25 protein-coding genes are annotated in these 26501 nt (G+C 28.5%); 1 reads left to right on the top strand and 24 read right to left on the bottom strand.

Features of this window, described 5'->3' with window-relative positions; all coding sequences use genetic code 11:
- Positions 1-7: 7 nt before the first annotated feature.
- The 19 genes from ybeY to gpr all read right to left on the bottom strand — a co-directional run bounded on the left by ybeY (position 8) and on the right by gpr (position 19250).
- The gene (gene ybeY / locus A3M9_RS0106920) at positions 8-505 is read right to left on the bottom strand and encodes an rRNA maturation RNase YbeY (protein ID WP_027308581.1); all 498 of its coding nucleotides are present in this window, start codon (positions 503-505) and stop codon (positions 8-10) included.
- Positions 498-2555 carry an HD family phosphohydrolase gene (locus A3M9_RS0106915; RefSeq protein WP_035166069.1) on the bottom strand — a complete coding sequence of 686 codons (2058 nt, stop codon included), beginning with the start codon at positions 2553-2555 and terminating at the stop codon, positions 498-500. Before A3M9_RS0106915 ends, ybeY begins: the two co-directional genes overlap by 8 nt.
- Before the next feature lie 4 nt (positions 2556-2559).
- Complete coding sequence (locus tag A3M9_RS0106910; RefSeq protein ID WP_027308579.1) at positions 2560-3525, bottom strand: PhoH family protein; 966 nt, start codon at positions 3523-3525, stop codon at positions 2560-2562.
- Positions 3526-3539: 14 nt separating this feature from the next.
- Positions 3540-4727 (bottom strand): sporulation protein YqfD, encoded by a 1188-nt coding sequence (gene yqfD / locus A3M9_RS0106905; protein WP_027308578.1) that lies wholly within the window; start codon positions 4725-4727, stop codon positions 3540-3542.
- A gap of 12 nt (positions 4728-4739) precedes the next feature.
- Positions 4740-5000: a sporulation protein YqfC gene (gene yqfC, locus A3M9_RS0106900; RefSeq protein ID WP_200790173.1), complete on the bottom strand. Its 261-nt coding sequence runs from the start codon at positions 4998-5000 to the stop codon at positions 4740-4742.
- Between the two features lie 120 nt (positions 5001-5120).
- Positions 5121-5564, bottom strand: a complete 444-nt coding sequence (locus A3M9_RS0106895) for a GatB/YqeY domain-containing protein (protein ID WP_027308576.1) — start codon at positions 5562-5564, stop codon at positions 5121-5123.
- Positions 5565-5580: 16 nt separating this feature from the next.
- Positions 5581-5757, bottom strand: a complete 177-nt coding sequence (gene rpsU / locus A3M9_RS0106890) for a 30S ribosomal protein S21 (RefSeq protein WP_027308575.1) — start codon at positions 5755-5757, stop codon at positions 5581-5583.
- Between the two features lie 151 nt (positions 5758-5908).
- Positions 5909-6250 carry a histidine triad nucleotide-binding protein gene (locus A3M9_RS0106885; RefSeq protein WP_027308574.1) on the bottom strand — a complete coding sequence of 114 codons (342 nt, stop codon included), beginning with the start codon at positions 6248-6250 and terminating at the stop codon, positions 5909-5911.
- Between the two features lie 19 nt (positions 6251-6269).
- Entirely contained in the window at positions 6270-7562 is a 1293-nt protein-coding gene (gene mtaB, locus A3M9_RS0106880) for a tRNA (N(6)-L-threonylcarbamoyladenosine(37)-C(2))-methylthiotransferase MtaB (RefSeq protein ID WP_027308573.1), read from the bottom strand.
- Positions 7559-8308, bottom strand: a complete 750-nt coding sequence (locus A3M9_RS0106875) for a 16S rRNA (uracil(1498)-N(3))-methyltransferase (protein WP_027308572.1) — start codon at positions 8306-8308, stop codon at positions 7559-7561. The genes mtaB and A3M9_RS0106875 overlap by 4 nt, the downstream gene beginning before the upstream one ends.
- A gap of 10 nt (positions 8309-8318) precedes the next feature.
- Positions 8319-9257 carry a 50S ribosomal protein L11 methyltransferase gene (gene prmA, locus A3M9_RS0106870; RefSeq protein WP_027308571.1) on the bottom strand — a complete coding sequence of 313 codons (939 nt, stop codon included), beginning with the start codon at positions 9255-9257 and terminating at the stop codon, positions 8319-8321.
- A 111-nt stretch (positions 9258-9368) separates the two neighbouring features.
- The gene (gene dnaJ / locus A3M9_RS0106865; RefSeq protein WP_027308570.1) at positions 9369-10502 is read right to left on the bottom strand and encodes a molecular chaperone DnaJ; all 1134 of its coding nucleotides are present in this window, start codon (positions 10500-10502) and stop codon (positions 9369-9371) included.
- A gap of 54 nt (positions 10503-10556) precedes the next feature.
- A complete protein-coding gene (dnaK, locus tag A3M9_RS0106860) occupies positions 10557-12368 on the bottom strand; it encodes a molecular chaperone DnaK (RefSeq protein WP_027308569.1) in 1812 nt (603 codons plus the stop codon).
- Between the two features lie 18 nt (positions 12369-12386).
- On the bottom strand, positions 12387-12971 hold the full coding sequence (gene grpE, locus A3M9_RS0106855; RefSeq protein ID WP_051350636.1) for a nucleotide exchange factor GrpE: 585 nt from the start codon (positions 12969-12971) through the stop codon (positions 12387-12389).
- 13 nt (positions 12972-12984) lie between these two features.
- On the bottom strand, positions 12985-14010 hold the full coding sequence (gene hrcA / locus A3M9_RS0106850; RefSeq protein WP_027308567.1) for a heat-inducible transcriptional repressor HrcA: 1026 nt from the start codon (positions 14008-14010) through the stop codon (positions 12985-12987).
- A gap of 113 nt (positions 14011-14123) precedes the next feature.
- Positions 14124-15227, bottom strand: coding sequence for a radical SAM family heme chaperone HemW (hemW, locus tag A3M9_RS0106845; protein ID WP_027308566.1), 1104 nt, complete (start codon positions 15225-15227; stop codon positions 14124-14126).
- Positions 15227-17029, bottom strand: a complete 1803-nt coding sequence (gene lepA / locus A3M9_RS0106840; RefSeq protein WP_027308565.1) for a translation elongation factor 4 — start codon at positions 17027-17029, stop codon at positions 15227-15229. Before lepA ends, hemW begins: the two co-directional genes overlap by 1 nt.
- Before the next feature lie 111 nt (positions 17030-17140).
- Positions 17141-18214 (bottom strand): stage II sporulation protein P, encoded by a 1074-nt coding sequence (gene spoIIP / locus A3M9_RS14185; RefSeq protein WP_051350635.1) that lies wholly within the window; start codon positions 18212-18214, stop codon positions 17141-17143.
- A gap of 58 nt (positions 18215-18272) precedes the next feature.
- The gene (gpr, locus tag A3M9_RS0106830) at positions 18273-19250 is read right to left on the bottom strand and encodes a GPR endopeptidase (protein WP_027308564.1); all 978 of its coding nucleotides are present in this window, start codon (positions 19248-19250) and stop codon (positions 18273-18275) included.
- A 179-nt stretch (positions 19251-19429) separates the two neighbouring features.
- Between gpr and rpsT the strand changes: the two genes are divergently transcribed.
- On the top strand, positions 19430-19696 hold the full coding sequence (gene rpsT, locus A3M9_RS0106825) for a 30S ribosomal protein S20 (protein ID WP_027308563.1): 267 nt from the start codon (positions 19430-19432) through the stop codon (positions 19694-19696).
- Positions 19697-19722: 26 nt separating this feature from the next.
- Here rpsT and holA read toward each other — a convergent pair whose 3' ends face one another.
- The 5 genes from holA to A3M9_RS0106800 all read right to left on the bottom strand — a co-directional run bounded on the left by holA (position 19723) and on the right by A3M9_RS0106800 (position 26447).
- Positions 19723-20709, bottom strand: coding sequence for a DNA polymerase III subunit delta (gene holA / locus A3M9_RS0106820; protein ID WP_027308562.1), 987 nt, complete (start codon positions 20707-20709; stop codon positions 19723-19725).
- An 18-nt stretch (positions 20710-20727) separates the two neighbouring features.
- On the bottom strand, positions 20728-22812 hold the full coding sequence (locus A3M9_RS0106815; protein WP_027308561.1) for a DNA internalization-related competence protein ComEC/Rec2: 2085 nt from the start codon (positions 22810-22812) through the stop codon (positions 20728-20730).
- A 9-nt stretch (positions 22813-22821) separates the two neighbouring features.
- A complete protein-coding gene (locus tag A3M9_RS0106810) occupies positions 22822-23079 on the bottom strand; it encodes a hypothetical protein (protein ID WP_027308560.1) in 258 nt (85 codons plus the stop codon).
- A 90-nt stretch (positions 23080-23169) separates the two neighbouring features.
- The gene (locus A3M9_RS0106805; RefSeq protein ID WP_035166053.1) at positions 23170-23679 is read right to left on the bottom strand and encodes an ECF transporter S component; all 510 of its coding nucleotides are present in this window, start codon (positions 23677-23679) and stop codon (positions 23170-23172) included.
- A 176-nt stretch (positions 23680-23855) separates the two neighbouring features.
- Complete coding sequence (locus A3M9_RS0106800) at positions 23856-26447, bottom strand: calcium-translocating P-type ATPase, SERCA-type (protein WP_027308558.1); 2592 nt, start codon at positions 26445-26447, stop codon at positions 23856-23858.
- Between the last annotated feature and the right edge of the window lie 54 nt (positions 26448-26501).

Here is a 26501-nt window from a genome sequence, read left to right as displayed (position 1 = left end):
TTTCACCTTACCTTGCAAGACCTATATTATTTAATATCTCCTCTTCTTTTTGTCTCATTATTATCCTATCCTTTTCTTCTTCGTGATCATATCCTAATAAATGCAGCATACTATGTACAACTAAAAAGGCCAATTCACGTTCAAAGGAATGACCATATTCGACTGATTGTTCCTTTGCTTTTTCCAATGATATAATCATATCTCCTAATACAACAGCTCCACTTTCAGGATTTATATCCTCTATGTCCACCTCAATTTCACCGTCTTCATAATATCCATCATCAAAATCTAACATTGGAAAAGATAAAACGTCCGTTTCTTTATCTATTCCTCTAAATTGTTTATTAATTTCTTTTATTTCATTATTATCAGTTATTATTATGCTTAATTCATAGGGTTTATTAAAATTTTCGTATTTAATAGTGCCTTCTACAGCTTTACTAATCAATTTTTTCATTTCCTCTGTAAAATCAATTTTATTTTGTCTATTATCAATTTCAATCATTTTTATCCTCCTTTGTTGTATCTGGATATTCTATTCTTGTATGAAATATTCCTAATAAAACCTTTATAAACACTTCTTTTATTTTTTCTATATCTTTGAAGGTTAATGGAGATTCGCTTAATTGATTATCAAATAGTTTTTCATTAATTATTTTTTCAACCATAGTTTTTATATCATCAACTGTAGGACTATTTAATGATCTTACTGCTGCTTCAACACTATCTGCAAGCATTATTATTGCTGATTCCTTTGAATTAGGTTTAGGCCCTTCATATCTAAAATTATCCTCTATAATATTTTCTCCTTCATTCAATGCCTGTACATAAAAATATTTTACGAGAGTCGTTCCATGATGTTGCATTATTATATCCTGAATAATATTTGGTAATTTGTATTTTTGAGCAAGCTCTAAACCATCACGAATATGTGAAGTTATAATTGATACACTTAATTTTGGTGTAACTTTGTCATGGGGATTATCATTAGTTATTTGATTTTCTTTGAAGAAATATGGTCTTTTAATTTTACCAATATCATGATAATATGCACCTACTCTTGCAAGTAATGAATTTGCTCCAATTTCATTTGCAGCTGCTTCTGCTAAGTTACCAACTAATATACTATGGTGATAGGTACCCGGTGCTTCAAATAATAATTTTTTTAAAAGTATTTGATTTGGATTTGAAAGTTCTAATAATTTTATTGGTGTTAAAATGTTAAATACCTGTTCAAAGATTGGTAAAACACCTATTGCAAAAATTGATGAAACAATTGAATTTAAAAAAACAAAAATACTGCTGTATACAGCCTGTGTATATATTGTGTTGTTTAATATATTTATAGCATATACTATTAAAAAGTTTATTATTCCTACATATAGTCCACTTAATAAAATATTATTTCTTTCTTGAACCTTTGAAGTAAAAAATGTACCTAAGATACAACTCATAACATACATAATACAAACATTAATATTAAAGTTTGTAAGTATTATAACTATTAGTGTATTAATAAGTGATATAATCAAACCTGTTTTCGAACCAAATATCAAAGTAGACAATATTGGTAAAAAGCTTGCAGGAATAAAGTAAACTGAAATAATTTTAAAAGCAAATGTTAAAATTGCTGTAATTATAAGTAATATACAAGTAATAACATAAAAACTTAAATTTGAATAAACATTACCTTCATTTTTAACTAAAAATACTAATAAAATAAGAGTTGATAAAATTAGTATGGTTACACCCAAAATTAAAATAAAGTCATTTTTTCTGTTTTGAGATAATATACCTGCTTTGGACATCAAATTTAAATGATGTTCATTAATAACTTCTCCTTTTAGAACTATATTTTGATTTTTCTTTATAACTACTGGTTCTATTTGTCTTCTTATTTGCTGTTTTAATTCTTCAGTTTTCTCATAGTCATAGAACATATTAGGCTTTATCGATGCTACCCCTATTGAATTTGCTAAGTCCTTTAAATTTTTATTTAATGTTGAAGACTTTATATAAAAATCAAGGTCTTGCTGTGCTTTTTTAATGTCGTCTAAATTGTTTTCCCTAATATCTAAAGATAGGACTTTAATCAAAACATCATTTAGAAATTTATCTAAAGCGTCTAATTCTTGTTCGTTTAATTTCAATAATGATTTAATATCTTCATCACTTAAACTTATCATAACTAAATTCTTTATATTTTCAATTTTAGTAGTCTCATTAACATTTTGTTCTTTTTGATATTTAACATTCTCAATTATCTTATTTATATCTTCAATTGACTTTTTTGCAATATTTAAATCTTTATTGTATTTAGGCAAAACTTCACTTAATGCTTTATCTATCTTTTCTTGCGTTGCCTCTTCGTCTTCAAAATCCCTTGGAGCTTTTATATCAATTGGTGCAATATCTCCAATTTGTAATGAATATTTTTTAGGAATAACAGTAAAAAAGCTAATTATAAATAATACTATAAAAGTAATTATAAATACTATTATTTTCTTTAATTTTTCACTTATTAAATCCTCAATTATTTTACTTTTGTAATTCATATAATCACCTATTTTCATTTTCTTCTTCAAATTTGTTGTATGCTTTTATTATTTCTGAAACCAACTTATGTCTTACTACATCTTTATCACTGAAATAAATAAAATCAATACCTGGAATATTTTTTAATATTTTTGTTACCTGTTTTAAACCTGATACTTTACCTTGTCCTAAATCTATTTGTGTTAAATCTCCTGTTACAACTATTCTTGAGCCATATCCAAAACGAGTTAAAAACATTTTCATTTGCTCTGGTGTAGTATTTTGTGCTTCATCCAATATTATAAAACAATCGTCAAGTGTTCTTCCTCTCATATAAGCAAGAGGTGCAACTTCTATAATGCCTGATTCCATATATTTGTTAAAGTTTTCTACTCCTAAAATATCAAACAATGCATCATATAGTGGTCTTAAATATGGATTAATTTTTTCTTGTAAATCTCCTGGTAAAAAACCTAATCTTTCACCAGCCTCTACAGCCGGTCTTGTAAGAACTATTCTATTTACCTTCTTATCTCTTAAAAATTTTACTGCCATAGCAATTGCAAGATATGTTTTCCCAGTACCCGCAGGACCTATTCCAAAAACTATATCATTTTTACGTATTGAATCAATATAGGTCTTTTGTCCTAAAGTTTTACATTTTACAGGCTTACCCTTTGCTGTTGTTATTATTACATCATCTAAAATATTTTCAATTTTCTCTTCACTATCTTCTAAAACAAGACTTATTATATAGTTAACTGTTTGCTTATTTATTATTTCATTTCTTTTTGCTATTTCAAGCAACTTTAAAATTGTTTTTGTAGCTAAATCTACTTGTCCTACACCCGTTATTTTTATTTCATTATCTCTATTAATAATGAAAACATTAAAGCATTGCTCAATAATTTTAATATTTTCGTCAAACTTACCAAATAGATTAACTAATTGTTCCAAATTATCAATTAATATTTTTGATTCTTTTTGCATTATTAACCTCCTAACTATCTATGCTGTTCATAAGATATATTTTCTTCAGTTATAATAAGTAATCTAACTTTTACTTTATTTTTTTCTATTATTTTATCATACTTTTTATCTAAAATAGTAGCATCTTTTGGAATCTGTTTTTTTATTTCTTGTTCTGCTTTATTTGTAGCTATCTCAATCGCTTCATCTATAGAATAATTAACCTTTGTAACTTTTAGTTCATATATTTTTTCTTCAACTTTTTCTATTGGTATATTATATCCTAATAAATTAATCTTAGTTCTATTTTCTATTTTATCATAATTTTCAAATTTAGCATCATTTTTATTTATGTATACCTTTTTTCCATTTATAATCATATATTCATTTTTTATATAATTACCTGTACGCTCTGACTTATTGTATACTAACTCCTGTTCTTCAAATATTTCATACCAAATTTTAGCATAAACATTCCCTAATGAATGTATAGTTTTTACATATTCCTTTGAGTTATCATCTCTATTAGTTCTAAAAATATCACCAGTAATTAAAATCTGACCCTTTTTAACGTATTCACCAGATTTTATTAGTGGAGTACCTCTATAGCAAAATATTTTTGTTACAACACCATCTTTCTTAGCAATAATATCAACAGGACTTTCAGTATCTACAATTTCAGGCGGCAAAGTTCTTTCTACTACTTCAACATTTAATTTTACACCATCAATAGATAAACTAATTAAAGATATTTGCTTTATTTCGTTTACAATATTACTTTCAATCTGTTTTAAATCTAATTTATTTTTCATTACACCAATTTTTATACCATTTTTATATAGAGCTTTTACAATTTCATCATTAGATATATTTTTATTTCCCCTAATATCAATAATCCAAATTAAATTTGATAAATAATACAAAATAAATATAAAAACTATAATACCTAAAATAAAAAGTTTTCTTCTCAATACTTTATATACATAAAATCCTAATCCTTTTTTTTGTACAATCTTTATTTTTGATTTTGTATTTTTTGCCACCTTTTTAATTTTTTTAAAGTCATCTGAAGAAATCTTAAACTGTGCAGTTATTAAATCTTTTCTTTTTATATCCCATAACTTTATCCCGTTATTGTATGCTAAATTTATAAACTTTTCAATACAAAAGGAATTCAATTCAACAATTAAATATCCATCTAAAAACTCTTGATCCCTTCCCATATACCCCTCCAGCTAAATACTGATAAATTCAAGATTTTTAATCTTGCCTGTCAATACTACAGTTTCAGGATTAATTTCTTTAATTAAGAAATCCTTTCCTTCTATTTTTATAATACCAATACTGCTTTTTAAACGTACAATATCTGAACTATATTCAACTATACCTTTGTGATTTTCTATCTGCAATTCATCATTTCCCAATATTCTGATGTATGGCACATTCATAATTACTTCCTTAGGTAACTCAAGAGATTCGCTAATTTTTCTTTTCATCTTGTTTTTCATAAACCACCTGAAATATAATTGCTTAATTTAATAATATGCTAAAAAGTTTCATATTATTAAGATTAATATATAAAATTTAAGGGGTTAACCTAAGTTAACCCCTTTATATTATTGCAGATACTGCTTTACTATTTGATTTACTAACTTTCCATCTGCTCTTCCTTTTACTTTTGGCATTACAATTGCCATTACTTTTCCCATATCCTTGATTGAATTAGCTTGCACTTCATTCACGGCTTCTTTAACTATTTCAGATATTTCTTCTTCTGTTAATTGCTGAGGAAGGTACTCAAGCAAAATCTCTATTTCTTTACCAGTTTGTTCTACAAGATCCTGCCTGTTCCCTTTTTCAAACTCCTCAATGGAGTCTCTTCTCTGTTTAACCTCTTTATTTAAAACTTCAATTACTTGTTCATCTTCAAGTTTTGTTCCATCAACTTTTTCAGCTTGTAGTATAGCTGCTTTAGCCATATTTAGAACATTCGCTCTAAATCTGTCTTTATTTTTCATTGCAGCTTTCCAATCTTCTTGAATTCTTTCTTTGAGTGACATATTCACCCTTCTTTCATTACTTAAACTTTCTCTTTCTTGCAGCTTGAGACTTCTTCTTACGCTTTACACTTGGCTTTTCATAATGTTCTCTCTTTCTTATTTCAGAAAGAACACCTGCCATCGCACACTTCTTTTTAAATCTTCTTAGTGCGCTATCTAATGATTCGTTTTCGCCAACTCTGATTTCTGACACCTTTATCCCTCCCTCCGCTTAACATATTGCATACATTATTATGATGTACCGTGAATTAAGCACACAATCAAGGACACATTATATTATATATTATGAGTGTAAATATTGTCAATAAAATATAATAAATTTGTTAATTTTTGATTTAATATCATCAACCTGGTGGCCATTGAAAATCTCTTCCACCTATAAGATGAAAATGTATGTGTTTTACTGTCTGTCCTGCCTGCTCACCAGTATTAGTAACAAGTCTAAATCCTTCATTAGTTAAGTTCATTTGCTGAGCAATAATTTTTACTGCATTAAATATTTTGTTTAATATACTTCCTTCTGTGTCAATTTCCAAGACTGATTCATAATGTTTTTTTGGTATAACTAATATATGTACAGGTGCAACTGGGTTTATGTCTTTAAATGCAATTACATATTCATCTTCATATACCTTAGAAGCTGGTATTTCACCATTCGCTATCTTACAAAATATACAATCCACTATCTCACCTCCCATAGACATATTATACCATTTCACCTACTAAAATGTCATTATTCATATCATTAATTTTTGTATTTATAATTTCTCCTTCGATATTATTTTTACTTTTTATTTCAACTTTTACATAGTTTCTTGTATAACCATAATATGAATCTTCTTTTTTCTCCTCTATTAAAACATCCACTATTTTCCCAATAAGTTTTTTATTAAATTCCTTTTCATATTTATCACTAAGTTCAATTAATAATTTACTTCTTCTTTCCTTTTCTTCATTATCAACTGTTTCCTTAAACTCTGCTGCCTTTGTTCCTTTCCTTGGACTATATTTAAAAACATGAAGTTTATTCAACTTAATTTCTTCTAAAAAATTATACGTCTTATTAAATTCCTCAATAGTTTCACCTGGAAATCCTACAATAACGTCAGTTGTTATTGAAACATCATTAAAATGCCTTCTTAAATTTAAAACTGCCTCTTTGTACTCATCAGTAGTATAGCGTCTATTCATTCTTTTTAATGTTTCATTACACCCGCTTTGAAGAGAAAGATGAAAATGTTCACACAATTTATTACAATTAGCAAGTCTTTTAATATTCTCTATGTTAAAAAATGATGGTTCCACAGAACCTATTCTTATTCTTTCTAACCCATTTACTTCATTTAATTTTTCTATAACATCAACTAAAGTTATATTACCAATGTCTTTTCCATAAGAAGCAACATGTATACCTGATAATATCACTTCTTTATATCCATTTTCTACAAGTCTATTTACTTCTTCTATTATAGTTTCAAACTTTTTACTTCTTACAGGTCCTCTTGCATATGGAATTAAACAATAAGAACAAAATCTGTCACAGCCATCTTGTATCTTTAAAAAGGCTCTTGTTTTGTCTTGATAATGGTCTATTTCCATTTCTTCAAATTCTCTTACTGTCATTATATTTTTCACTTTATTTAATTTTTTCTTAGATTGATTAAATTCATTGATATAATCTAATATTTTGCTTTTATTGTCAGTTCCAATTATTATATCAACATCATCTATTTTTGATACCTCATCTGGTGCAACTTGAGCATAACACCCAACAGCTATCACAATTGCATCTTTATTATTCTTTTTTGCTCTTCTAATCATCTGCCTTGATTTTTTATCACCAATACTTGTCACAGTACACGTATTTATTACATATACATCAGAATAATCTTCAAAATTTACAACCTCATATCCGTTTTTTTCAAATATTTCTGCCATAGCTTCTGTTTCATATTGATTAACCCTACATCCTAATGTATAGAATGCTACCTTTTTCATTTCATTCCTCCTATATCAGACAACTCGTATAATAAAATAGTACTTGCTACTAATCCTGCTGTTTCAGTCCTAAGTATTCTTGGTCCTAACGTAATTGGCTTAAAACCATTTTTTATGAATATATTTATTTCTTCCTCACTAAATCCACCTTCAGGCCCAATTATTACTGCAATATTTTTATAATCTCTACTCTCATTAAATAACTCCTTAAAACTTGTAGACTTTTCCTTTTCATATGGAACAACAATCAAATCAAACATCTTTAATATATCTAATGCTTCTTCAAAACTTATTAAATTATTTACTGTTGGTATTATACCTCTATTTGATTGTTTAGCAGCTTCATACGCTATTCTATTCCATCTTTCTAACTTATTACTAATATCTTTTCCATCAGTTTTTACAACTACACGTTCTGTTATAATAGGATAAAATTCTTTAACTCCAATTTCAACACCCTTTTGTATAATAAGTTCCATTTTTTGAGCTTTAGGCAATCCTTGAAACAGTACTATATTTATATTAGATTCATTTCTATTTTTAAATTTCTCTTTAATTTGGCATATAACACTTTTTTTGTTTATTTCTACAATATCGCAAATATATTCATTTTCATTTCCATCACATATTTGAATAGAATCGCCGATTTTTAGTCTTAAAACTTTTGTAATGTGTTGTACATCGTCATTAGTTATGTTTATTTTATCATTTATGATATTATCTGTTTTGACAAAAAACTTGTGCATAATAACCTCCTTATTTTTTTGCTACAATTGCAACCCATTCTCCTTTATTGTTTTTATCTATTATTTCAAAACCATTTTGAATTAAAACTTTTTCAACTTCATCTTGTTTATCTTTTATTATTCCTGATGATATAAAAAGTCCATTATCCTTTATGTAATTTCCTACAAATGATGCTAAATATATTACTACATCAGCTATTATATTTGCTATAACAATATCTGCTTTTCCATCTACAACATCTACTAAGTTCCCGTGAAGAATCTTTACATTATTAACTTTATTGTATTCAACATTAATCTTAGCAGCATCTACTGCTACCTCATCTAAGTCAACACCTATTACTTCATCGGCACCTAATTTTGAAGCAACAATGGATAGTATTCCTGACCCAGTTCCTATGTCAAATACTCTATCTCCCTTTTTACAATACTTTTCTAAAAATTCAATGCACATCATTGTTGTTTCATGAGTTCCTGTTCCAAAGGCCATTCCAGGATCTAATTCTACAATTATTTCGCCTTCTTTTGGATTATAATCCTCCCATTTAGGTTTTATAATAATCGAATTTCCTATTTTTGTTGTTTTATAATACTTTTTCCACTCATTTGCCCAATCCTCTTCTTGCACCTTATTTCTTATAACTTTACCAATTCCTATATCAATTCCTAAATCTCTTAACTCTTTTAATTTCTCCTCTATAAAATTCAATATTTCTTCTATTTGTTCTTCTTTACTAAAATAAGCTTTAACAATAGCAGCATCCTTTCCATATTCAAATATATTATAATCAGCATAATCCCAAGTGAATGGTCCTGAAGGGCGTTCAGTTATATCATTAGGGTCTTCAATTGCAACCCCCTTAACATCAAGTCCATAAAAAATACCTGATACAGGTTCTACTGCTTCACTTTTAGTAACAACTTTAATTTCTATCCATTCTCCATTCATAATCCTTCCTCCTTAGTTGATTTTACCGTTTTATTATATCATAATAATGTTTTATAACAATTGTATTTTATTAATTTTTATTATATGTAAAAAGGCATGTATTAAACATGCCTAACTAAACATATCCTTAACTTTATCAGCGAAAGTCTTCTTTTTATCTATATCCTCACCAAATTCTTCAGCTAATTTTTTTAACAATTCCCTCTGCTTTGAATTAATATTCTTTGGTATTTCTACCTTTATTTTAGCATACAAATCTCCTCTACCTGCACCACGTAACTTAGGTACACCTTTTCCCTTTAATTTAATAATTTCACCTGGTTGTGTACCTTCTGATAAAATGTGTTGAACATCTCCATCAAGTGTAGGGATTTTGATTTCTCCTCCTAATATAGCCTTTATAAAGGATACAGGAACTTCACAGAATATATCTGTTCCTCTTCTCTCAAATTTTGGATGTGGTTTAACTCTAATATTTATATATAAATCCCCTGGCATTCCACCTCTTATTCCAGGCTCACCTTGACCTCTTAATGGAATAGTATTACCATTGTCAACACCAGCTGGTATATTTATACTTATAATTTTTTTCTTTCTTACTCTACCTTTTCCTCCACAATTTGTACACGGCGTATCAATCACCTTACCTTCACCGTGACATTTGTCACAAGTTGTAACACTTACAAAGCTTCCAAATGGAGTATTTTTTTGAACCTTTACTTGTCCTGTACCATGACACTTATCACAAGTTTTTGGTGATGTACCAGGTTTAGCACCTGTACCATGGCAAACATCACAATCTTCATTTCTATATATCTCTATATCTTTTTTAACACCAAATACTGCCTCTTCAAATGTAAGTTCTAAATTATATTCTAAATCAGCTCCTCTTTTTGGACCAGTCCTTTCTCTTCTTTGTCCAAACATACCACCGAAAATATCTCCTAAATCGTCAAATATATCAGAGAAGCCTCCAAATCCTCCAAAATTTGAAAAATCAAATCCTCCAAAGCCACCTTGACCATTAAAATCAGTTGTGCCGAATTGATCATATTGTGCCTTCTTTTGAGGATCTGATAATACTTGATATGCCTCATTTATTTCTTTAAATTTTTCTTCTGCCTCTTTGTTTCCAGGATTCCTATCTGGGTGATATTTTAAGGCTAATTTTCTAAAAGCACTTTTTATCTCTTCATCAGTTGCATTTCTATCTAAACCTAATATTTTATAATAGTCCTTTGCCAAACAATTCACCACCCTTCATTATATAAGGAGGGAATACTCCCTCCTTGTTGAAAATTACTTCTCGTCTTTTACATCATAATCTGCATGGACTTCATTTTCATTTTGTGTACCTGCTGTTTCATTTTGTTGTGCGTATTGTTGATATATTCTTGAAGATATTTGGTAGAACTTTTGTGTTAATTCATCAGTAGCTGATTTAATTGCATTTGTATCAGTACCATTTAGTGCATCTTTAACCTTCTTAATATGGTCTTCTATTGTATTTTTTTCTTCTTGAGTGAGCTTACCTTCTAATTCCTTTAATGTCTTTTCTGTTTGATATACAACAGAGTCTGCATTATTTCTTATCTCTATCTCTTCTTTTCTCTTTCTATCTTCTTCAGCATATTTCTCTGCTTCTTTCACAGCCTTTTGAATTTCTTCTTCTGTTAAATTTGTTGATGCAGTAATAGTAATGTTTGCTTCTTTGCCTGTTCCTAAGTCCTTTGCAGATACATGCACAATACCATTTGCATCAATATCAAATGTTACTTCAATTTGAGGAATTCCTCTTGGTGCAGGTGGTATACCAGATAGTGTAAATCTTCCAAGTGTCTTATTATCCTTTGCCATTGGCCTTTCGCCTTGAAGAACATGAATTTCAACTGAAGTTTGACCATCTGCAGCTGTTGAGAATATTTGGCTCTTTCTTGTTGGTATTGTTGTATTTCTTGGTATTAATGTTGTAAATACGCCTCCTAATGTCTCTATACCTAATGAAAGTGGTGTAACATCAAGAAGTAGAACGTCCTTTACTTCCCCTGTTAAAACACCAGCTTGAATTGCAGCACCAACTGCAACACATTCATCTGGATTTATTCCCTTAGTTGGTTCTTTTCCAGTAAACTTTCTAACAGCTTCTTGAACAGCTGGTATTCTTGTTGAACCTCCTACTAAAACTACTTTATCAATTTGATCTATTGAAAGTCCAGCATCTCTTAATGCATTTTTCATAGGTTCTATTGTAGCTTCTACTAAATCGTGAGTTAATTCTTCAAATTTAGCCCTTGTTAAAGTAACATTTAAATGCTTTGGACCAGTTGCATCAGCTGTAATAAATGGTAGATTTATTTCAGTTGATAATAATGTTGAAAGCTCAATTTTTGCTTTTTCTGCTGCTTCTTTTAATCTTTGCATTGCCATCTTGTCACTTCTTAAATCTATACCATTTTCAGCTCTAAATGTTTCAACAAGATAATCTATAATTCTTTGGTCAAAGTCATCTCCACCAAGATGTGTATTACCATTTGTAGCTTTAACTTCAAATACTCCATCTCCTATTTCAAGTATTGAAACGTCAAATGTACCTCCACCTAAATCATATACAAGTATCTTTTGGTTTTTATCCATCTTATCTAATCCATAAGCCAAAGATGCTGCTGTTGGTTCATTTATTATTCTTAATACTTCAAGCCCTGCTATTCTTCCAGCATCCTTTGTTGCTTGTCTTTGACTATCATTAAAATATGCTGGAACAGTAATAACTGCTTGTGTAACTGGTTCTCCAAGATAAGCCTCAGCATCTGCCTTTAGCTTCATCAAAATCATTGCTGAAATTTCTTGTGGAGTATATTCCTTATCATCTATTTTCACCTTGTGATCTGTTCCCATATGTCTTTTAATTGATATAATTGTTCTATCTGGGTTTGTTATTGCTTGTCTTTTTGCAACTTGACCTACAATTCTTTCTCCATTTGGTTTAAATGCAACTACTGATGGTGTAGTTCTTGAACCTTCTGAATTTGGAATTACAACTGGTTCTCCACCTTCCATTACGGCAACACAAGAGTTTGTAGTACCAAGGTCAATTCCTATTACCTTTCCCATTTTATCTCCTCCTCTTTATTAATTTGCGACCTTAACCATACTGTATCTTAATATTTTTTCTTTATATTTATACCCTTTTTGGAAAACCTCAACAATTACATTTTCCTCAAGGTTTTCATCTTCTATATGCATTACTGCATTATGAAAGTTAGGATCGAACTTTTCATTAAGAGCAGGTATTTCCTCAATACCTAACTTTGTTAAAGTATCTTTAAACAATTTCAATGTCATTTCTACACCTTCATAAAGTGGTGTTCTTTCTTCCGTTGAAATAACAGCTCTCTCTAAATTATCAAGAATTGGTAATATGTTTTTAATAGCATCAGCAAATCCATCATCATATATTGTCTCTTTTTCTTTTTGTGTTCTTCTTCTGTAATTATCAAATTCAGCCTTTGTCCTTCTTAAAAGTTCTAAATACTCATTACACTCCTTAGTCTTTTCATCAAGCTGATTTTTTATATCAATTAGCTCGTCTTTGTTTTCATCATTTATATCATTATTTACTTCCTTTTCAGATTCTAAGTCTTCTATTTTTTCAATTATTTCTTCCTTCTCTTCCTTTTCAAGTTCATTTTCATTCACTTTTATTTCCTCTGTCACACTATCACCTCTACTATAGAGTTTTTTCAAAAACTTCACTTAAAACATTAGAAATTGATTTTAATATGCCAATAACTCTTGCATAATCCATTCTTTTAGGACCAATTATTCCAATTGTACCTGCAGTTTTATCTGCAATATTATATGTTGCCTTTACAATACTACAATCTTTTATTTTATCATTTTCATTTTCACAACCTATATAAACACAAAAATTATTAGTATCTTCAGCAAAAACATTTGTAAGTAATTTTTTGTCCTCTATAAAAGATAAAAATGTTTTTGCTTTATCTTTATCATCATATTCAGGATATTCAAATATGTTAGTTGTTCCCTCAAGATATACTTCTGCATCATCTTCCTTTAAACTTTCATATACAACAGATATGATAGCAGAAAATATCTCACTATATTCCCTCATATGACTTTGTATATCAGAAATTACTGTAAGTCCAATATCATTAATAGTTAATCCTGATAATTTTTCATTTAATAGATTATTCAATTTTAAAATTTTAGAATCATCGACTGCATTAGGTGATTTTATCACTACATTTTTTATAATACCTGTATCTGTAACAACAACAGCAACAATATCGTAGTCACTTACACGTATTAACTGGAGTGACCTTATTGAACTCTTTCTAACAGAAGGAGTCAGTACAGCAGATGTATATTTTGTGATATCAGATATTAATTTAGTTGTCCTTTTAATAATTTTATCTAATTCATTTATAGTTTGAATTTGAAGCATATATTTAATTTTTTCTATTTCCTGTGGGGATGGATATTTAATTTCCATTATTTGATCTACATAGTACCTATATCCTCTGTCAGAGGGAATTCTTCCAGCCGATGTATGGGGTTGTTCTAATAGTCCTAGATCTTCTAAGTCCGCCATTTCATTTCTAATGGTTGCTGGACTTATATCAGTCAAATATTTTTTAGCTATAGTTCTTGATCCAACTGGTTCAGCAGTTTCTATATAATCTGTCACAATAGCCTCTAATATTTTTCTTTTTCTCTCTCCTAGTTCCATTATTCCACCCCCTTTTCTTGTTAGCACTCATTAATCACGAGTGCTAATCACTACGATTTTAAAATATCACTATTAAAATATTTTGTCAATATATGCATTATTATAATAAAATTTCATTTTAAAAAGGAAACAAAGACTAAATTGGATAAATCTCGTCCTTTCTCTGTTAATCTTATATTTTCTCCATATTTCTCAATTAATCCCTTATCAATCAAGTCTAATATCTCATTACCATAGACCTGCATAACATCCTCATTAAATTTACTTTTGAACTTATTAATATTTATTCCGCAATTCATTCTTAAACCTAAAAACATAAATTCAGCCATATGTTCTTCCTTAGTTAAAATATTTTTTTCTTCTATTGCATTACCATAGTTTTTTATATTATAAATATATTTTTTTATATCTTTAACATTACTATACCTAATACCATTTATATATGAATGTGCACCTGCACCCACCCCAATATACTCATCATCACTCCAATAAATGATATTATGCCTGCATTCATAGCCTATTTTTGCAAAATTTGATATTTCATATTGGTTATACCCATTCTCTTTAAGCAAATTTATCATTGTATGATAAAGCAATCTTTCCTCTTCTTCATCAAGTAGATTTAGTTCATCATTTTGATATAAATTATAAAACCTTGTATCTTCTTCTATTATTAAGCTATAACAGGAAATATGCTGTGGCTCTAACTTTATTACATTTAACAATGTCTCTATGAATTCATTTACATTTTGATCCGGTAAGTTAAACATCAAGTCGACATTTATATTTTTAAAACCCAAACTTTTTGCATCTTTAAAATTAATTAAAAACTGTTCATAGGTATGAATTCTTCCTAATTTTTTCAATACTTTATTATCTGTACTTTGTAAACCTATTGATAATCTATTTACACCATATTTTTTTAACATATTAAGCTTCTCTAAATTTAAAGTACCAGGATTGGCTTCTATTGTAAATTCCTTTGGTGTAAACTTTTCAAGCGAACTTAATAATTTTTCTAAATTTTTGATAGATAAAATGGTGGGAGTACCCCCACCAATAAAAATTGTATCAAATTGTTTTTCTTCTAATAAATTTATTTCCCTAAGCAAAGCCTCAATATATTCATCCTGATATTCTGTATTCACAATTGAATTAAAATCACAATAATAACATTTGCTTTTGCAAAATGGTATATGAATATACAATCCCTTCATTATTCCACCTTCAATACAGCCATAAATGCTTCTTGTGGAACTTCAACAGTTCCTATTTGTTTCATTCTCTTCTTACCTTCTTTTTGTTTTTCAAGGAGTTTCTTTTTACGTGAAATATCTCCACCATAACACTTTGCTAAAACATCTTTCCTTAACGCTTTTACGGTTTCTCTTGCAATTACTTTTGAACCAATAGCTGCTTGAATTGGTATTTCAAACAACTGTCTTGGTATAATCTCCTTTAACTTTTCAGCAATAGCTCTTCCCTTTTGATATGCCTTCTCCTTTGGAACAATTTGTGACAAGGCATCTACAGGATCTCCATTTAATAAAATATCAAGTTTAACAAGTTCAGACCTTTTATATCCTGCAAGTTCATAATCAAGTGATGCATATCCCTTTGTTCTTGACTTTAATGCGTCAAAGAAATCATAAATTATCTCGTTTAAAGGAATTTCATAATGGAGCATAACTCTTGTTGTCTCTAAATATTCCATATTTTTAAATATTCCTCTTTTTTCTTGACATAGTTCCATTACAGCCCCCACATAATCTGAAGGACATATTATACTTGCATTAACAATTGGCTCTTCCATATAACTAATCTCCGTTGTAGGAGGCATATTTGTTGGATTCGTAAGCTCTATAATTTCTCCATTAGTCTTTATAATCTTATAAATAACACTTGGGGCTGTAGTTACTAAATTCAAGTTATATTCTCTCTCTAATCTCTCTTGTATTATTTCCATATGAAGTAAACCTAAAAAGCCACATCTAAAACCAAAACCTAATGCAACAGATGTTTCAGGTTCAAAGGTTAATGCAGCATCATTTAACTGTAGTTTTTCTAAGGCATCCTTTAAATCATTGTAATCTGAACTATCGGCTGGATAAATACCACTATAAACCATTGGAATCGCTGGTCTATAACCAGGCAATGGTTCAATTGCTGGTCTTTCTGCCTCTGTTATAGTATCTCCAACTCTTGCATCTCTTACATTTTTAATACTTGCAGTTACGTAACCAACATCACCCGCTTGTAGCTTATCAACCTCCATAAAACTTGGTCTAAATATACCTACTTCTGTAACTTCATATTCCTTTCCTGACATCATAAGTTTTATTTTTGTGCCTTTTTTTATAGTTCCTTCCTTTACCCTTACATAACATACAACGCCTTTATATGGGTCATAATAACTGTCAAATATAAGAGCCCTTAAAGGTGCATCTTCATCACCATTTGGACAAGGAATTTTTTCAACAATTGCCTTTAATACATCCTCTATTCCAAGCCCAACCTTTGCTGATATAAGAGGTGCATCACTACAATCAAGTCCAATCACATCTTCTATTTCCTTTTTTATTTCTTCAGGTCTTGCACTTGGTAAATCTATCTTATTTATTACAGGAACTATCTCTAAGTCATGTTCTAAGGCCAGATAACAATTAGCAAGTGTTTGTGCTTGAATTCCCTGTGTTGCATCCACAACTAATATTGCACCTTCACAAGCTGCTAAACTTCTTGATACTTCATAATTAAAATCTACGTGACCTGGTGTATCTATCAAATTTAGGATATACTCATCATTGCCATCGTTGTGAATTAATCTAACTGCCTGAGCTTTAATTGTTATTCCTCTTTCTTTTTCAAGCTCCATTGTATCTAATACCTGTTCTTCCATTTCTCTTTGAGTTAATGTACCTGTTTTTTCTATTAATCTATCTGCCAAAGTTGATTTACCATGATCTATATGAGCTATTATACAGAAATTACGTATTTTCTTTTGTCTATCACTTGGCATAGCCTAACCTCCTTAAAATTATACAAAAATAGTCATAATTGATTATAACACAATATTTTATAAATATGTCAACATTGAATTTATTTAAAATAGGAATGTCCAAAGACATTCCTATTTTAAATAGATCGCAATTGATTTTGCAATAATTTTACTTGTTCTAATAGCTTCATCTAATGAATTAAGGTTAGAACCTACTTCAAGTAAAATCATTTTATCAGATAAATCTTGATTATATTTCGCATTTTGCTTAACGATTCCCCTACTAAGGTTTGGATACATATTGTTTATTATTGTATTTAATTTTTCCGCTTTTTCATAATTAGTTTTATAATTTTTATTTTTAGCACCAACTACAAACATCAATCTTGCGTGTCTTTCATCATTAATAATAACAGTTGTTTTGCTTGATGAAGTAGTAGCATCTCTATGTAAGTCAATTATTATTTTTAAACTTGGATATTTTTTTAAATAAGAAGAAACAGTAGGTCTTGATTTTTCATATCCCTTTTCTCTTGTTGGTAAATCGTGTATTGTTATATCGTGCACTACTGCAATACCATACTTTTCTTCTAACTCCCTTTTAAGCTCTTCACCAACCTTAACAATATTTAAATTATAATCAGTTGTAAAATTTCTATCTTTTAAATTGTTAGGATTAAAACTTTCTGTAGTATGAGTATGAAAAATTAGAACTAAAGGCTTATCCCTATCAATTTTTTTCTTTTCAACATCATTTTTATCATTTGGCTTAACTACTTGTATAGAATCATCATCTTTTTTTGTAGGTTCTTTTGGTTCATCTGTTTCAATATCATTTTCCTTCTGGTTTTTTTTGTCATTATCCGCTACTATATTTACTGGATTATCATTATTGGTTATCAAATTTGAAATGTCTATATACCCAATCAATGGTACTTGATTTTCAAAATAACTTGTAGGGTCCTCTATATCTACTCCAACTAAATGTTTTAATATTAATGGTAATATACTAACTTTATCTTCATCCTCTATATTACTATATACATAGTCCATAATACCGTTAGATTTACTAATAGTACTAATATAAAAACTACTCGAATATAAATTTTTAGCAACAATCATAGGTGAAACTATTGATAGTAAAAGCCAAATAAGAATAAGAATGTAGATAATATTTAAAATAATTTCTTCATACCTTTTTTTCATTCCCTCATCCCCTTTGTAAATAACCTCTTAAAAATATATTATTTTTAATCCGAAAATATTACTGAAGGTATTTATTTAAATCTTCTTTATCTAATGAAGGATGGAGTGCTAAATTAATAGAATTTGCAATTATTTTTGACATATCATCTATTAATGCATCTATTTCCTTTGGTGTTACCATCAAATCACTAATATATGGACTTAAAATTTCCCTAATTAAAATATATTTTTCATTTTTATCAACCTTTTTAACAATATCATAGAAATCTTTATTATCCTTGCTTTGTTTTATCAATTCATCTATAATCATATCAATTGTATCATTGGCCATTGTTGCTGCATCAACAACAGTAGGTACACCAATTGCAATTACAGGTACTCCTAATGTATCCTTATTTAAAGCCATTCTCTTATTTCCAACTCCAGAACCAGGTCCTATTCCTGTATTCCCTATTTGAATAGTTGAGGCAACTCTCTCCATCTTTCTTGAAGCTAATGCGTCTATGGCAATAACATAATTAGGTTTTACCTTTGAAATAACTCCCTGTATTATCTCCGCAGTCTCTATACCTGTTAAACCTAAAACACCTGGTGCGATTGCACAAACTGGATTAATGCCCTCATCTATATGTTCAGGCATTAATTGTTTTAAATGTCTTGTAATTAGAAGCTTAGAAACCACTTTAGGTCCTAATGCATCTGGAGTAACATTCCAATTACCTAAACCTGCAACTAAAACTGTATCCCCGTCCTTAATTCCAATCATATTTTCTAATTCTTTAGCTAAAACCTCACTTATCTTATCATGTGCCTCTGCATCGTAATGTTTTATTCCTGGCACTTCTATTGTCACGTACCTTCCAATTTCTTTACCCATTATTTTTGCACCACGTTCATCTTTAATTTCAACAACTGTTACAGATACATCCTCATATGGTTTTTTCACATCAACTTCAACACCAGGAACTTCTGTGTTATTATCCTTTTTATACATTTCCCTTGCTTCAACTGCTAAATCCGTTCTAATGTTTATCACAATAATCCCTCCCTTAGTATTTAGTATATACATCCAAATTTTTTTTATTTTTAATTTAAATTCACTTGCTAATTTTAGTTCATAATGATATAATACTATCGTTACGAACAAACTGTTCGCCGTGTCCCCAAACTGCTGTAATGTCCCACTTATTAAAATTTTTCAGGAGGGATATTAAAATGGCAAATATTAAATCAGCTATCAAAAGAATAAGAGTTACTGAAAGAAGAACTCTAAGAAACAAAATGGTAAAGTCAGCTGTTAAAACTGCTATAAAGAAATTTGAAATAGCTTTAAACAGCGGCAATATCGACGAAGCAAAGGTTTTATATGCACAAGCAGTTAAAGCACTTGATAAGGCTGCAGCAAAAGGTGTAATACATAAAAATGCTGCATCAAGAAAGAAATCAAGACTTACTGTTAAGCTAAACAAAGCCCTTGCATAATAAAAACACCCGTTAGGGTGTTTTTATTATGCACACAATTCTATTATTAAATTTTCAACAGCAATAGAAGCATTTAGTTCTCCCTGTTTTATTTTTAAATCATATTCATAGCATCTCTTTATATTTTTTTTCAAATCACTTAATTCATATTTTTTAATCCATTTAATATAATTTTTAAGTGCAAAGTCTCTTATATTATATTTTTTTACTACATCATTATAATTCTCACCATAAATTTTTAACAGATACATTATTTTATAATTTCTAAATATCATACTTAAAATCATAAGTTCTTCTTCACCTTGAAGAATCATCTGATTATAAACCATTACAGCATCATCCAGTTCCTTTATTGTAATATAATCTAAAAGTCTAAAAATATTATTTTCAATGCTTTTTGATAAAATTAAATCTATATCTATTTTGTCAACAGTTTTTTTATCTCCTAAATAATCTACTAATTTTTTTAATTCTAAATCAATATTCTCATTACAAAGTGTAAGTTCTGATGTCAAATATAATAAATTTGACTTTGTAATAGTTTTGTTTTCTTTATTTAAATAGTTTTGAATGTATTCTTGAAGGTTTTCTCCCTTTAATTTTTTATACTCTATAACCATTCCATTTGTCCTAAATAACTTATATAAGTTTCCACTTTTATCAACATTTGAATAACTTGATAAAAGCAAAATATTTGTATCAGGTATATTATTTAAGTATTTTGAAAGTTCATTAGAAAGTGCATTGTTTTCAAAGATGTAATTAGCATTTTTTATATGTATAAGTCTTTTATCCGACATAAATGGTGTAGTTTCACAAGCATTAATTATAGATTCAATGCTTACATTTTCACCATCCATAATCAATATATTAATTTCTTTAAATTGTGTAATTAAATCATAAACTAATTCTATTGTGTTATCTATAATTGTTTTTTCCTGTCCATAAACTAAAATTAATGATTTTATATTTTTTATATTCTTTTTAAAATCAGAAAAATTATTTAACTCCATTATACATCATCCTTTTTACTATTTATGTATACTGTATTTTTTACCATCTGTCCTTATTTGAATAGTTCCATCTCTATCCGTTCTGTAATATTTTATATCATTCTCTTCTAACAAATCAATAACTTCTTTAGCTGGATGATTAAAGTTATTCTTACCAACAGTAAATATAGAGTTTTGAATTTTAATATTCTTAAGTATTTCTTCATTAAAGGAGTATCTTGAGCCGTGATGTGGCATTTTTACAATCTCAAATTCTCCACTAATTTTCTTCATTAATGACAATTCTGCATCTGCTGTAAGAAGAAAATCAAATTCTTTATATTTACCTATTATAACCAAACAATTTTCATTAACATTTTCACTTGTTTCTGATTCATTAGATAATATATTAAATTCAACACCATCAACTATCAATTTGTCATTATTTTTTAGTTCTATAAATTCATTATTATTCGGCTTAAATGCAAATTTTGAATGTACCTGCAGATTATTTATAACATATTGCAATCCACCAGCGTGATCATTGTGAAAATGTGTAATTATTAAAACATCAATCCTTCTATATCCTCTCTTTTTAACAAAAGGTACAACTCTTTTTTGTGCCATATTATATCCATTTATATTTCCGCCAGTATCTATTAAAATTGTCTTTTTATTAGGTGTTTCTATAAATATAGAATCACCTTGTCCTACATCTATAAAACTTATTATTAACTGATTTTTAGGGTAAAAATTAAATAGAAAAACTGCTGATAAAACGATTAATATTGCTTTTTTTAATTTATCATTTATTTTAATTAAATCAAAGAATAATATTATAATAATATAACTAATAATAAGCATATATAAAGAATAATTTGGGATATATAGATTAATATTTATGCATTTTAAAATATTTAATAACTTAATAAACAAATTACCTAAAATTAGGACAGGATATAAAATCATCTGACTCTTTGCCAAAGAAAATGTTATAAATGTTATCAAAGAAAAAATTGTGATAAAGGCTACTAAATATGAAACAAACAAATTAGTTATAACAGAAAATATTGATACATAACCACTTAAGAATAATATAATTGGCATTGAAAATATAAACGCTGATAGATTAATAGCTATCCTTTTATCCATTTTCTGTTTTAAAACCGGAGTTAAAATAATTATACCAAAGGTTGAAACTATAGATAAAATAAACCCTATATCATAAACAATATATACATTACTTGCAGTCATTAAAATAAAGGTTGTAACTAAAATATTTAATGAATTAGGATATTTTTTTAAAGTTTGAGCCAATGTAGCAAATAAAATCATAATAAAGGCCCTAACTGCAGAATGAGAAAAATTTGCTAACACAACATAACTATAAGTAAAAAACAATAGAGCAAAATATCTTACCTTAAAATTGGATGAAAAAAGTATCACTGTAAATAGTGCTAAAATTCCAAGATGACTTCCTGATACAGCTACTATATGACTTAAGTTTAATTCCCTCAAAACATCTTTAGTATATTCTTCTAAACCCTCTGTATCACCTGATAAAAATCCATTTATTATAGCTCCTGCTTCTTTATCTATTTTAATTAAATTCCTTTTAAAATTATCACTCAATCTATATAGACTTATAAAAAAATCGCGTTTAGTTCCAATCTTTTTAAATTCTATTACTTTTAAATAGGCATTTATGTTTTTACTAAATATCTTATTATAATTAATATCAGTAATAACTGTTCCCGTAAATATTATTTCATCTCCTACAGATAAATTTTTGTTATTATCAAAATATAACTTCAATGTATAATGTTTGTTCTTAACTATGCAACTTTTATTGTCTAATGAAATCTTAGTTACAACCCCTATATATTTTTTTTGGTTTTCTATACTTTTTAATTTATTTTTAAAAGAATAGAAGGAAATAAAAGCTACAAATACACCTACTAATAGAAAAAGTATATAGATATAAAAATCTCTCTTATAAATAATCATATAAACTAAAAATAGTGCAACAGCTGTTGCACCTAAAATTAATCTATATTCTTCTAAGAAAAATAGTATGCCCAAAATATATGGTATAACAATCCTTATCAATATACTTTTAAACATACTCTACCTCTAATGTTTTTTAGCATTTCCAATATATTTAAGATCTGCTTCTATATTTATCATATGTGCATTTCTATTATAATTAATGTTTATATTTTGTGGTTCTCCATCATCTTGATGTATTTTAAGGTAGTGATTTAATATTTCTGAAGCTATGTTTTCCGAAACATTATCATATACTAAAAAGTATTCCTTTTCAGGTATTTGCAATGAAAGATGATATACTCCATCCTTTACAGTTCTAGTTTCTCTTGATTCATTAAACATATCATCGCCTCCTATGTTAATAGCTATTTAAAGTATTAACATATTTTTTCTAATTTATACAAATAAAGAGGATGTTTTATCATCCTCTTACTATTGATTTATTAATCTGAACTTTGTCTTTTTTATTGCTAATATAATTGGTACTGCTACAACCGCACTTACCAATCCTTGTGTTATATCTCCTGAAATTAAAGAAGTTATTGCTGCTGCATAACCAGTCATAAAGTAATTATAAATAAAATATCCAGTCATCATCTCTAAAGCAGCAACAAGTCCTGCTATTAAAGTAGATATTGCTGTTTCTTGATTTAGTTTTTCATAGACTATTGCAAATAAAAGACCTTCCATTCCTTTTATTATTAAAGTTGCAGGAGCATAAATAAAGTATCCTCCCAACAAATCTGCCATCATTGATCCTATTCCACCGGCAATTAAACCATATTTTCTACCTAAAATTGCTGCTATGACAAAAATCATTATATCACCAAAGTTAGTATAACCTTTTACTGTTGGAATTCTAATAACCATTGTACACACAGTAACTAATGCAATAGCCATTGATAGTGTTACAATTTTTGATATTTTTTGATTGCTGTTCAATTTAATTCCCCCTTTATAATGTTTCGATACACTTTTATTAAAATTTATTTTTTTATATAATACACTTTTAATAACATTTGTCAATACTTTGTTTAAACATTAGCTATATTTTTATATTATATTTAATTTAACTTTATGAGCTTTTATATATTTAAAAAAGCCTAAGTTTTATATCCTTAGGCTTTTTTTCTAAACAACTTTGCTATTTCTACTGCTATTAAAATAGAAATTGAACATATAGCTACTACAACAATTTGTTCAATGTTTAAAAGTTCTATTTTAAATATTCTTCTTGTTAATGGAGTAATAAATACTACCATTTGAATTAATAAAGAAACCAACACTCCATAATTTAAATATTTGTTACTAAACATACCATTAAAAATAACCGACCTATTATAATATCTTACATTAAACGCGTGAACTAACTGTGATAAACTCAATGTATAAAATGCCATAGTTCTGGCAACTTCTTCACTATACCTTTCGCCATATTTAAAGGCAAATAGTGTGGCTGCACCTATAAAAATACCTTGTAGTATTATTCTAAAACCTAATCCCTTTGAGAAAAATCCCTCATTTGGATCTCTTGGTGGTTCCTGCATAACATTATTTTCAGGTAATTCCATTCCAAGTGCTAAAGCTGGGAAGGTATCAGTTACTAAGTTTACCCAAAGTATGTGTATTGGGAGTAGCGGTTCAGCCCAATTAAATAATGTTGCTATAAATAGTGTTAAAATTTCTCCAATATTACAGGATAATAAAAAACTTATAGATTTTCTTATATTTGAGTAAATTGTTCTACCCTCTTCTACTGCTGAAACAATGGTAGCAAAATTATCATCTGTTAATATTAAATCAGCTGCCTCCTTAGAAACATCAGTTCCAGTTATACCCATCGCTACACCTATATTTGATTTCTTTAGTGCTGGTGCATCGTTTACTCCATCACCTGTCATAGCAACAATCTGACCATTTGCCTTCCAAGCTTCAACTATTCTTACCTTATGTTCTGGTGAAACTCTTGCATATACTGAATAATTCTTAACTTTTTCAATTAGTTCCTCCTGTGATATATTTTCTAATTCTGCTCCTGTTATTGCTTCATTTTCTTCTTTCAATATACCTAATTCCTTTGCAATTGCAACTGCTGTTATTTTATGATCTCCAGTTATCATTACTGGTTTAATACCAGCTGTTTTGCACTTTTTAACTGCCTCCTTTGCTTCTTCCCTTGGTGGGTCAATCATACCAACTAATCCTACAAATACAAGATTCTTTTCTGCATCATCCTTATTAATCTTATCAACAGTCTTAAAGGCAAATGCTAATACCCTTAAGGCCTCTTTTGCCATTTCTTCATTTGCTAATTTTATTCTCTTAATATCATCTTCATTAATTTCCCTTATCTTATCGCCTTCTAATATATATGAACATTTTGATAACAATACATCTGGTGCACCCTTAACATTAACTTCTATTTTATCCTCAGCTTTATTAAATGTAGTCATAAGTTTTCTATCTGAATCGAAGGGTATTTCATCAATTCTTTCAAATATTTTATCTAATTCTCGTTTATCGATTGATACATTTAAAGAATAATCTATTAAGGCTGTTTCAGTTGGATCACCTAAAAGCTTTATTTTACCTTTTTCTTCTACAACCTTTGTGTCATTACATAGATTTGCAATATGAAATAGCTTTTTAGCATCTACAATGTCATCTGCAAATCCATTTGAAGTATAAATTTTTTTTACAGTCATTTTGTTTTGTGTTAATGTACCTGTCTTATCTGAACATATGACTGTTGCACATCCTAATGTTTCTACAGCAGGCAGTTTTCTAACAATTGCATTTTTCTTTATCATTTTCTGTACACCAACAGCTAAAACAATAGTAACAACTGCAGGAAGCCCCTCTGGTATTGCTGCAACTGCAAGTGAAACCGATGTCATAAACATATTAAATACTTCTCTTCCTTCAAAAACTCCAATACCAAACATTAATCCACATATAACAAGTGCAGATATTCCCATCCATTTTCCTGCTTCTTCAAGCTTTTCCTGGAGAGGCGTTTTTTCTTCTTCTACCTTAGATATCATATCTGCTATTTTACCTATCTCTGTATTCATTCCTGTCTGTACAACTACACCTATACCTCTACCATAAGTTACCATAGATGACATAAAAGCCATATTTTTTCTATCACCAATAGGTATGTTATTTTCTTCTAATAAATCACTATTCTTATCAACTGGTACAGACTCACCTGTTAAAGCAGCCTCTTCAATTTTTAAGTTTGATGTTTCAATTAATCTTAAGTCTGCAGGTACATACTTACCAGCCTCAAGAACAACTATATCACCTATAACAAGTTCTCTTGCAGGTATTTCTTTTGATTTTCCATCTCTAATAACGTGTGCAAGCGGAGCAGCCATCTTTTTTAATGCATTTAACGACTCCTCTGCTTTATTTTCTTGTATGACACCCAATATAGCATTCAATATGACTACTAACAAAATAATTACTGTATCTGCAACCTCACCTACCAATCCTGATATAATTGCTGCTACTATTAATATAATTACTAAAAAGTCTTTAAATTGATCTAAAAACTTTTGAAGAGTTGTTTTACCCTTTTTTTCTCTAAATTCATTATAACCATATTGTTCTAACCTATTTTTCGCCTCCTGTTCTGTTATGCCTTTTTCTGTAGTTTTCAATTCATCAAAAATTTGTTCTCTTGTTAAGTTGTAAAACGCCTTCATTGTCTATGACCTCCTTTATCATTATTATTACAAAACAAAAAGACCTTTATCCAT

The sequence above is a fragment of the Caloramator sp. ALD01 genome (assembly GCF_000472625.1).
Classification (GTDB): Bacteria; Bacillota; Clostridia; order Clostridiales; family Caloramatoraceae; genus Thermobrachium; species Thermobrachium proteoclasticum.
Note: the sequence above shows the minus strand (reverse complement) of the source record. Positions and strands in the feature narration are given on the sequence as shown.

What these genes read in the sequence shown, in the direction of transcription:
- ybeY (WP_027308581.1), bottom strand. Translation starts at nt 505, where the DNA reads ATGATTGAAATTGATAATAGACAAAATAAAATTGATTTTACAGAGGAA.
- A3M9_RS0106915 (WP_035166069.1), bottom strand. Translation starts at nt 2,555, where the DNA reads ATGAATTACAAAAGTAAAATAATTGAGGATTTAATAAGTGAAAAATTA.
- A3M9_RS0106910 (WP_027308579.1), bottom strand. Translation starts at nt 3,525, where the DNA reads ATGCAAAAAGAATCAAAAATATTAATTGATAATTTGGAACAATTAGTT.
- yqfD (WP_027308578.1), bottom strand. Translation starts at nt 4,727, where the DNA reads ATGGGAAGGGATCAAGAGTTTTTAGATGGATATTTAATTGTTGAATTG.
- yqfC (WP_200790173.1), bottom strand. Translation starts at nt 5,000, where the DNA reads ATGAAAAGAAAAATTAGCGAATCTCTTGAGTTACCTAAGGAAGTAATT.
- A3M9_RS0106895 (WP_027308576.1), bottom strand. Translation starts at nt 5,564, where the DNA reads ATGTCACTCAAAGAAAGAATTCAAGAAGATTGGAAAGCTGCAATGAAA.
- mtaB (WP_027308573.1), bottom strand. Translation starts at nt 7,562, where the DNA reads ATGAAAAAGGTAGCATTCTATACATTAGGATGTAGGGTTAATCAATAT.
- A3M9_RS0106875 (WP_027308572.1), bottom strand. Translation starts at nt 8,308, where the DNA reads ATGCACAAGTTTTTTGTCAAAACAGATAATATCATAAATGATAAAATA.
- prmA (WP_027308571.1), bottom strand. Translation starts at nt 9,257, where the DNA reads ATGAATGGAGAATGGATAGAAATTAAAGTTGTTACTAAAAGTGAAGCA.
- dnaK (WP_027308569.1), bottom strand. Translation starts at nt 12,368, where the DNA reads ATGGGAAAGGTAATAGGAATTGACCTTGGTACTACAAACTCTTGTGTT.
- hrcA (WP_027308567.1), bottom strand. Translation starts at nt 14,010, where the DNA reads ATGGAACTAGGAGAGAGAAAAAGAAAAATATTAGAGGCTATTGTGACA.
- hemW (WP_027308566.1), bottom strand. Translation starts at nt 15,227, where the DNA reads ATGAAGGGATTGTATATTCATATACCATTTTGCAAAAGCAAATGTTAT.
- lepA (WP_027308565.1), bottom strand. Translation starts at nt 17,029, where the DNA reads ATGCCAAGTGATAGACAAAAGAAAATACGTAATTTCTGTATAATAGCT.
- spoIIP (WP_051350635.1), bottom strand. Translation starts at nt 18,214, where the DNA reads ATGAAAAAAAGGTATGAAGAAATTATTTTAAATATTATCTACATTCTT.
- rpsT (WP_027308563.1), top strand. Translation starts at nt 19,430, where the DNA reads ATGGCAAATATTAAATCAGCTATCAAAAGAATAAGAGTTACTGAAAGA.
- holA (WP_027308562.1), bottom strand. Translation starts at nt 20,709, where the DNA reads ATGGAGTTAAATAATTTTTCTGATTTTAAAAAGAATATAAAAAATATA.
- A3M9_RS0106815 (WP_027308561.1), bottom strand. Translation starts at nt 22,812, where the DNA reads ATGTTTAAAAGTATATTGATAAGGATTGTTATACCATATATTTTGGGC.
- A3M9_RS0106810 (WP_027308560.1), bottom strand. Translation starts at nt 23,079, where the DNA reads ATGTTTAATGAATCAAGAGAAACTAGAACTGTAAAGGATGGAGTATAT.
- A3M9_RS0106800 (WP_027308558.1), bottom strand. Translation starts at nt 26,447, where the DNA reads ATGAAGGCGTTTTACAACTTAACAAGAGAACAAATTTTTGATGAATTG.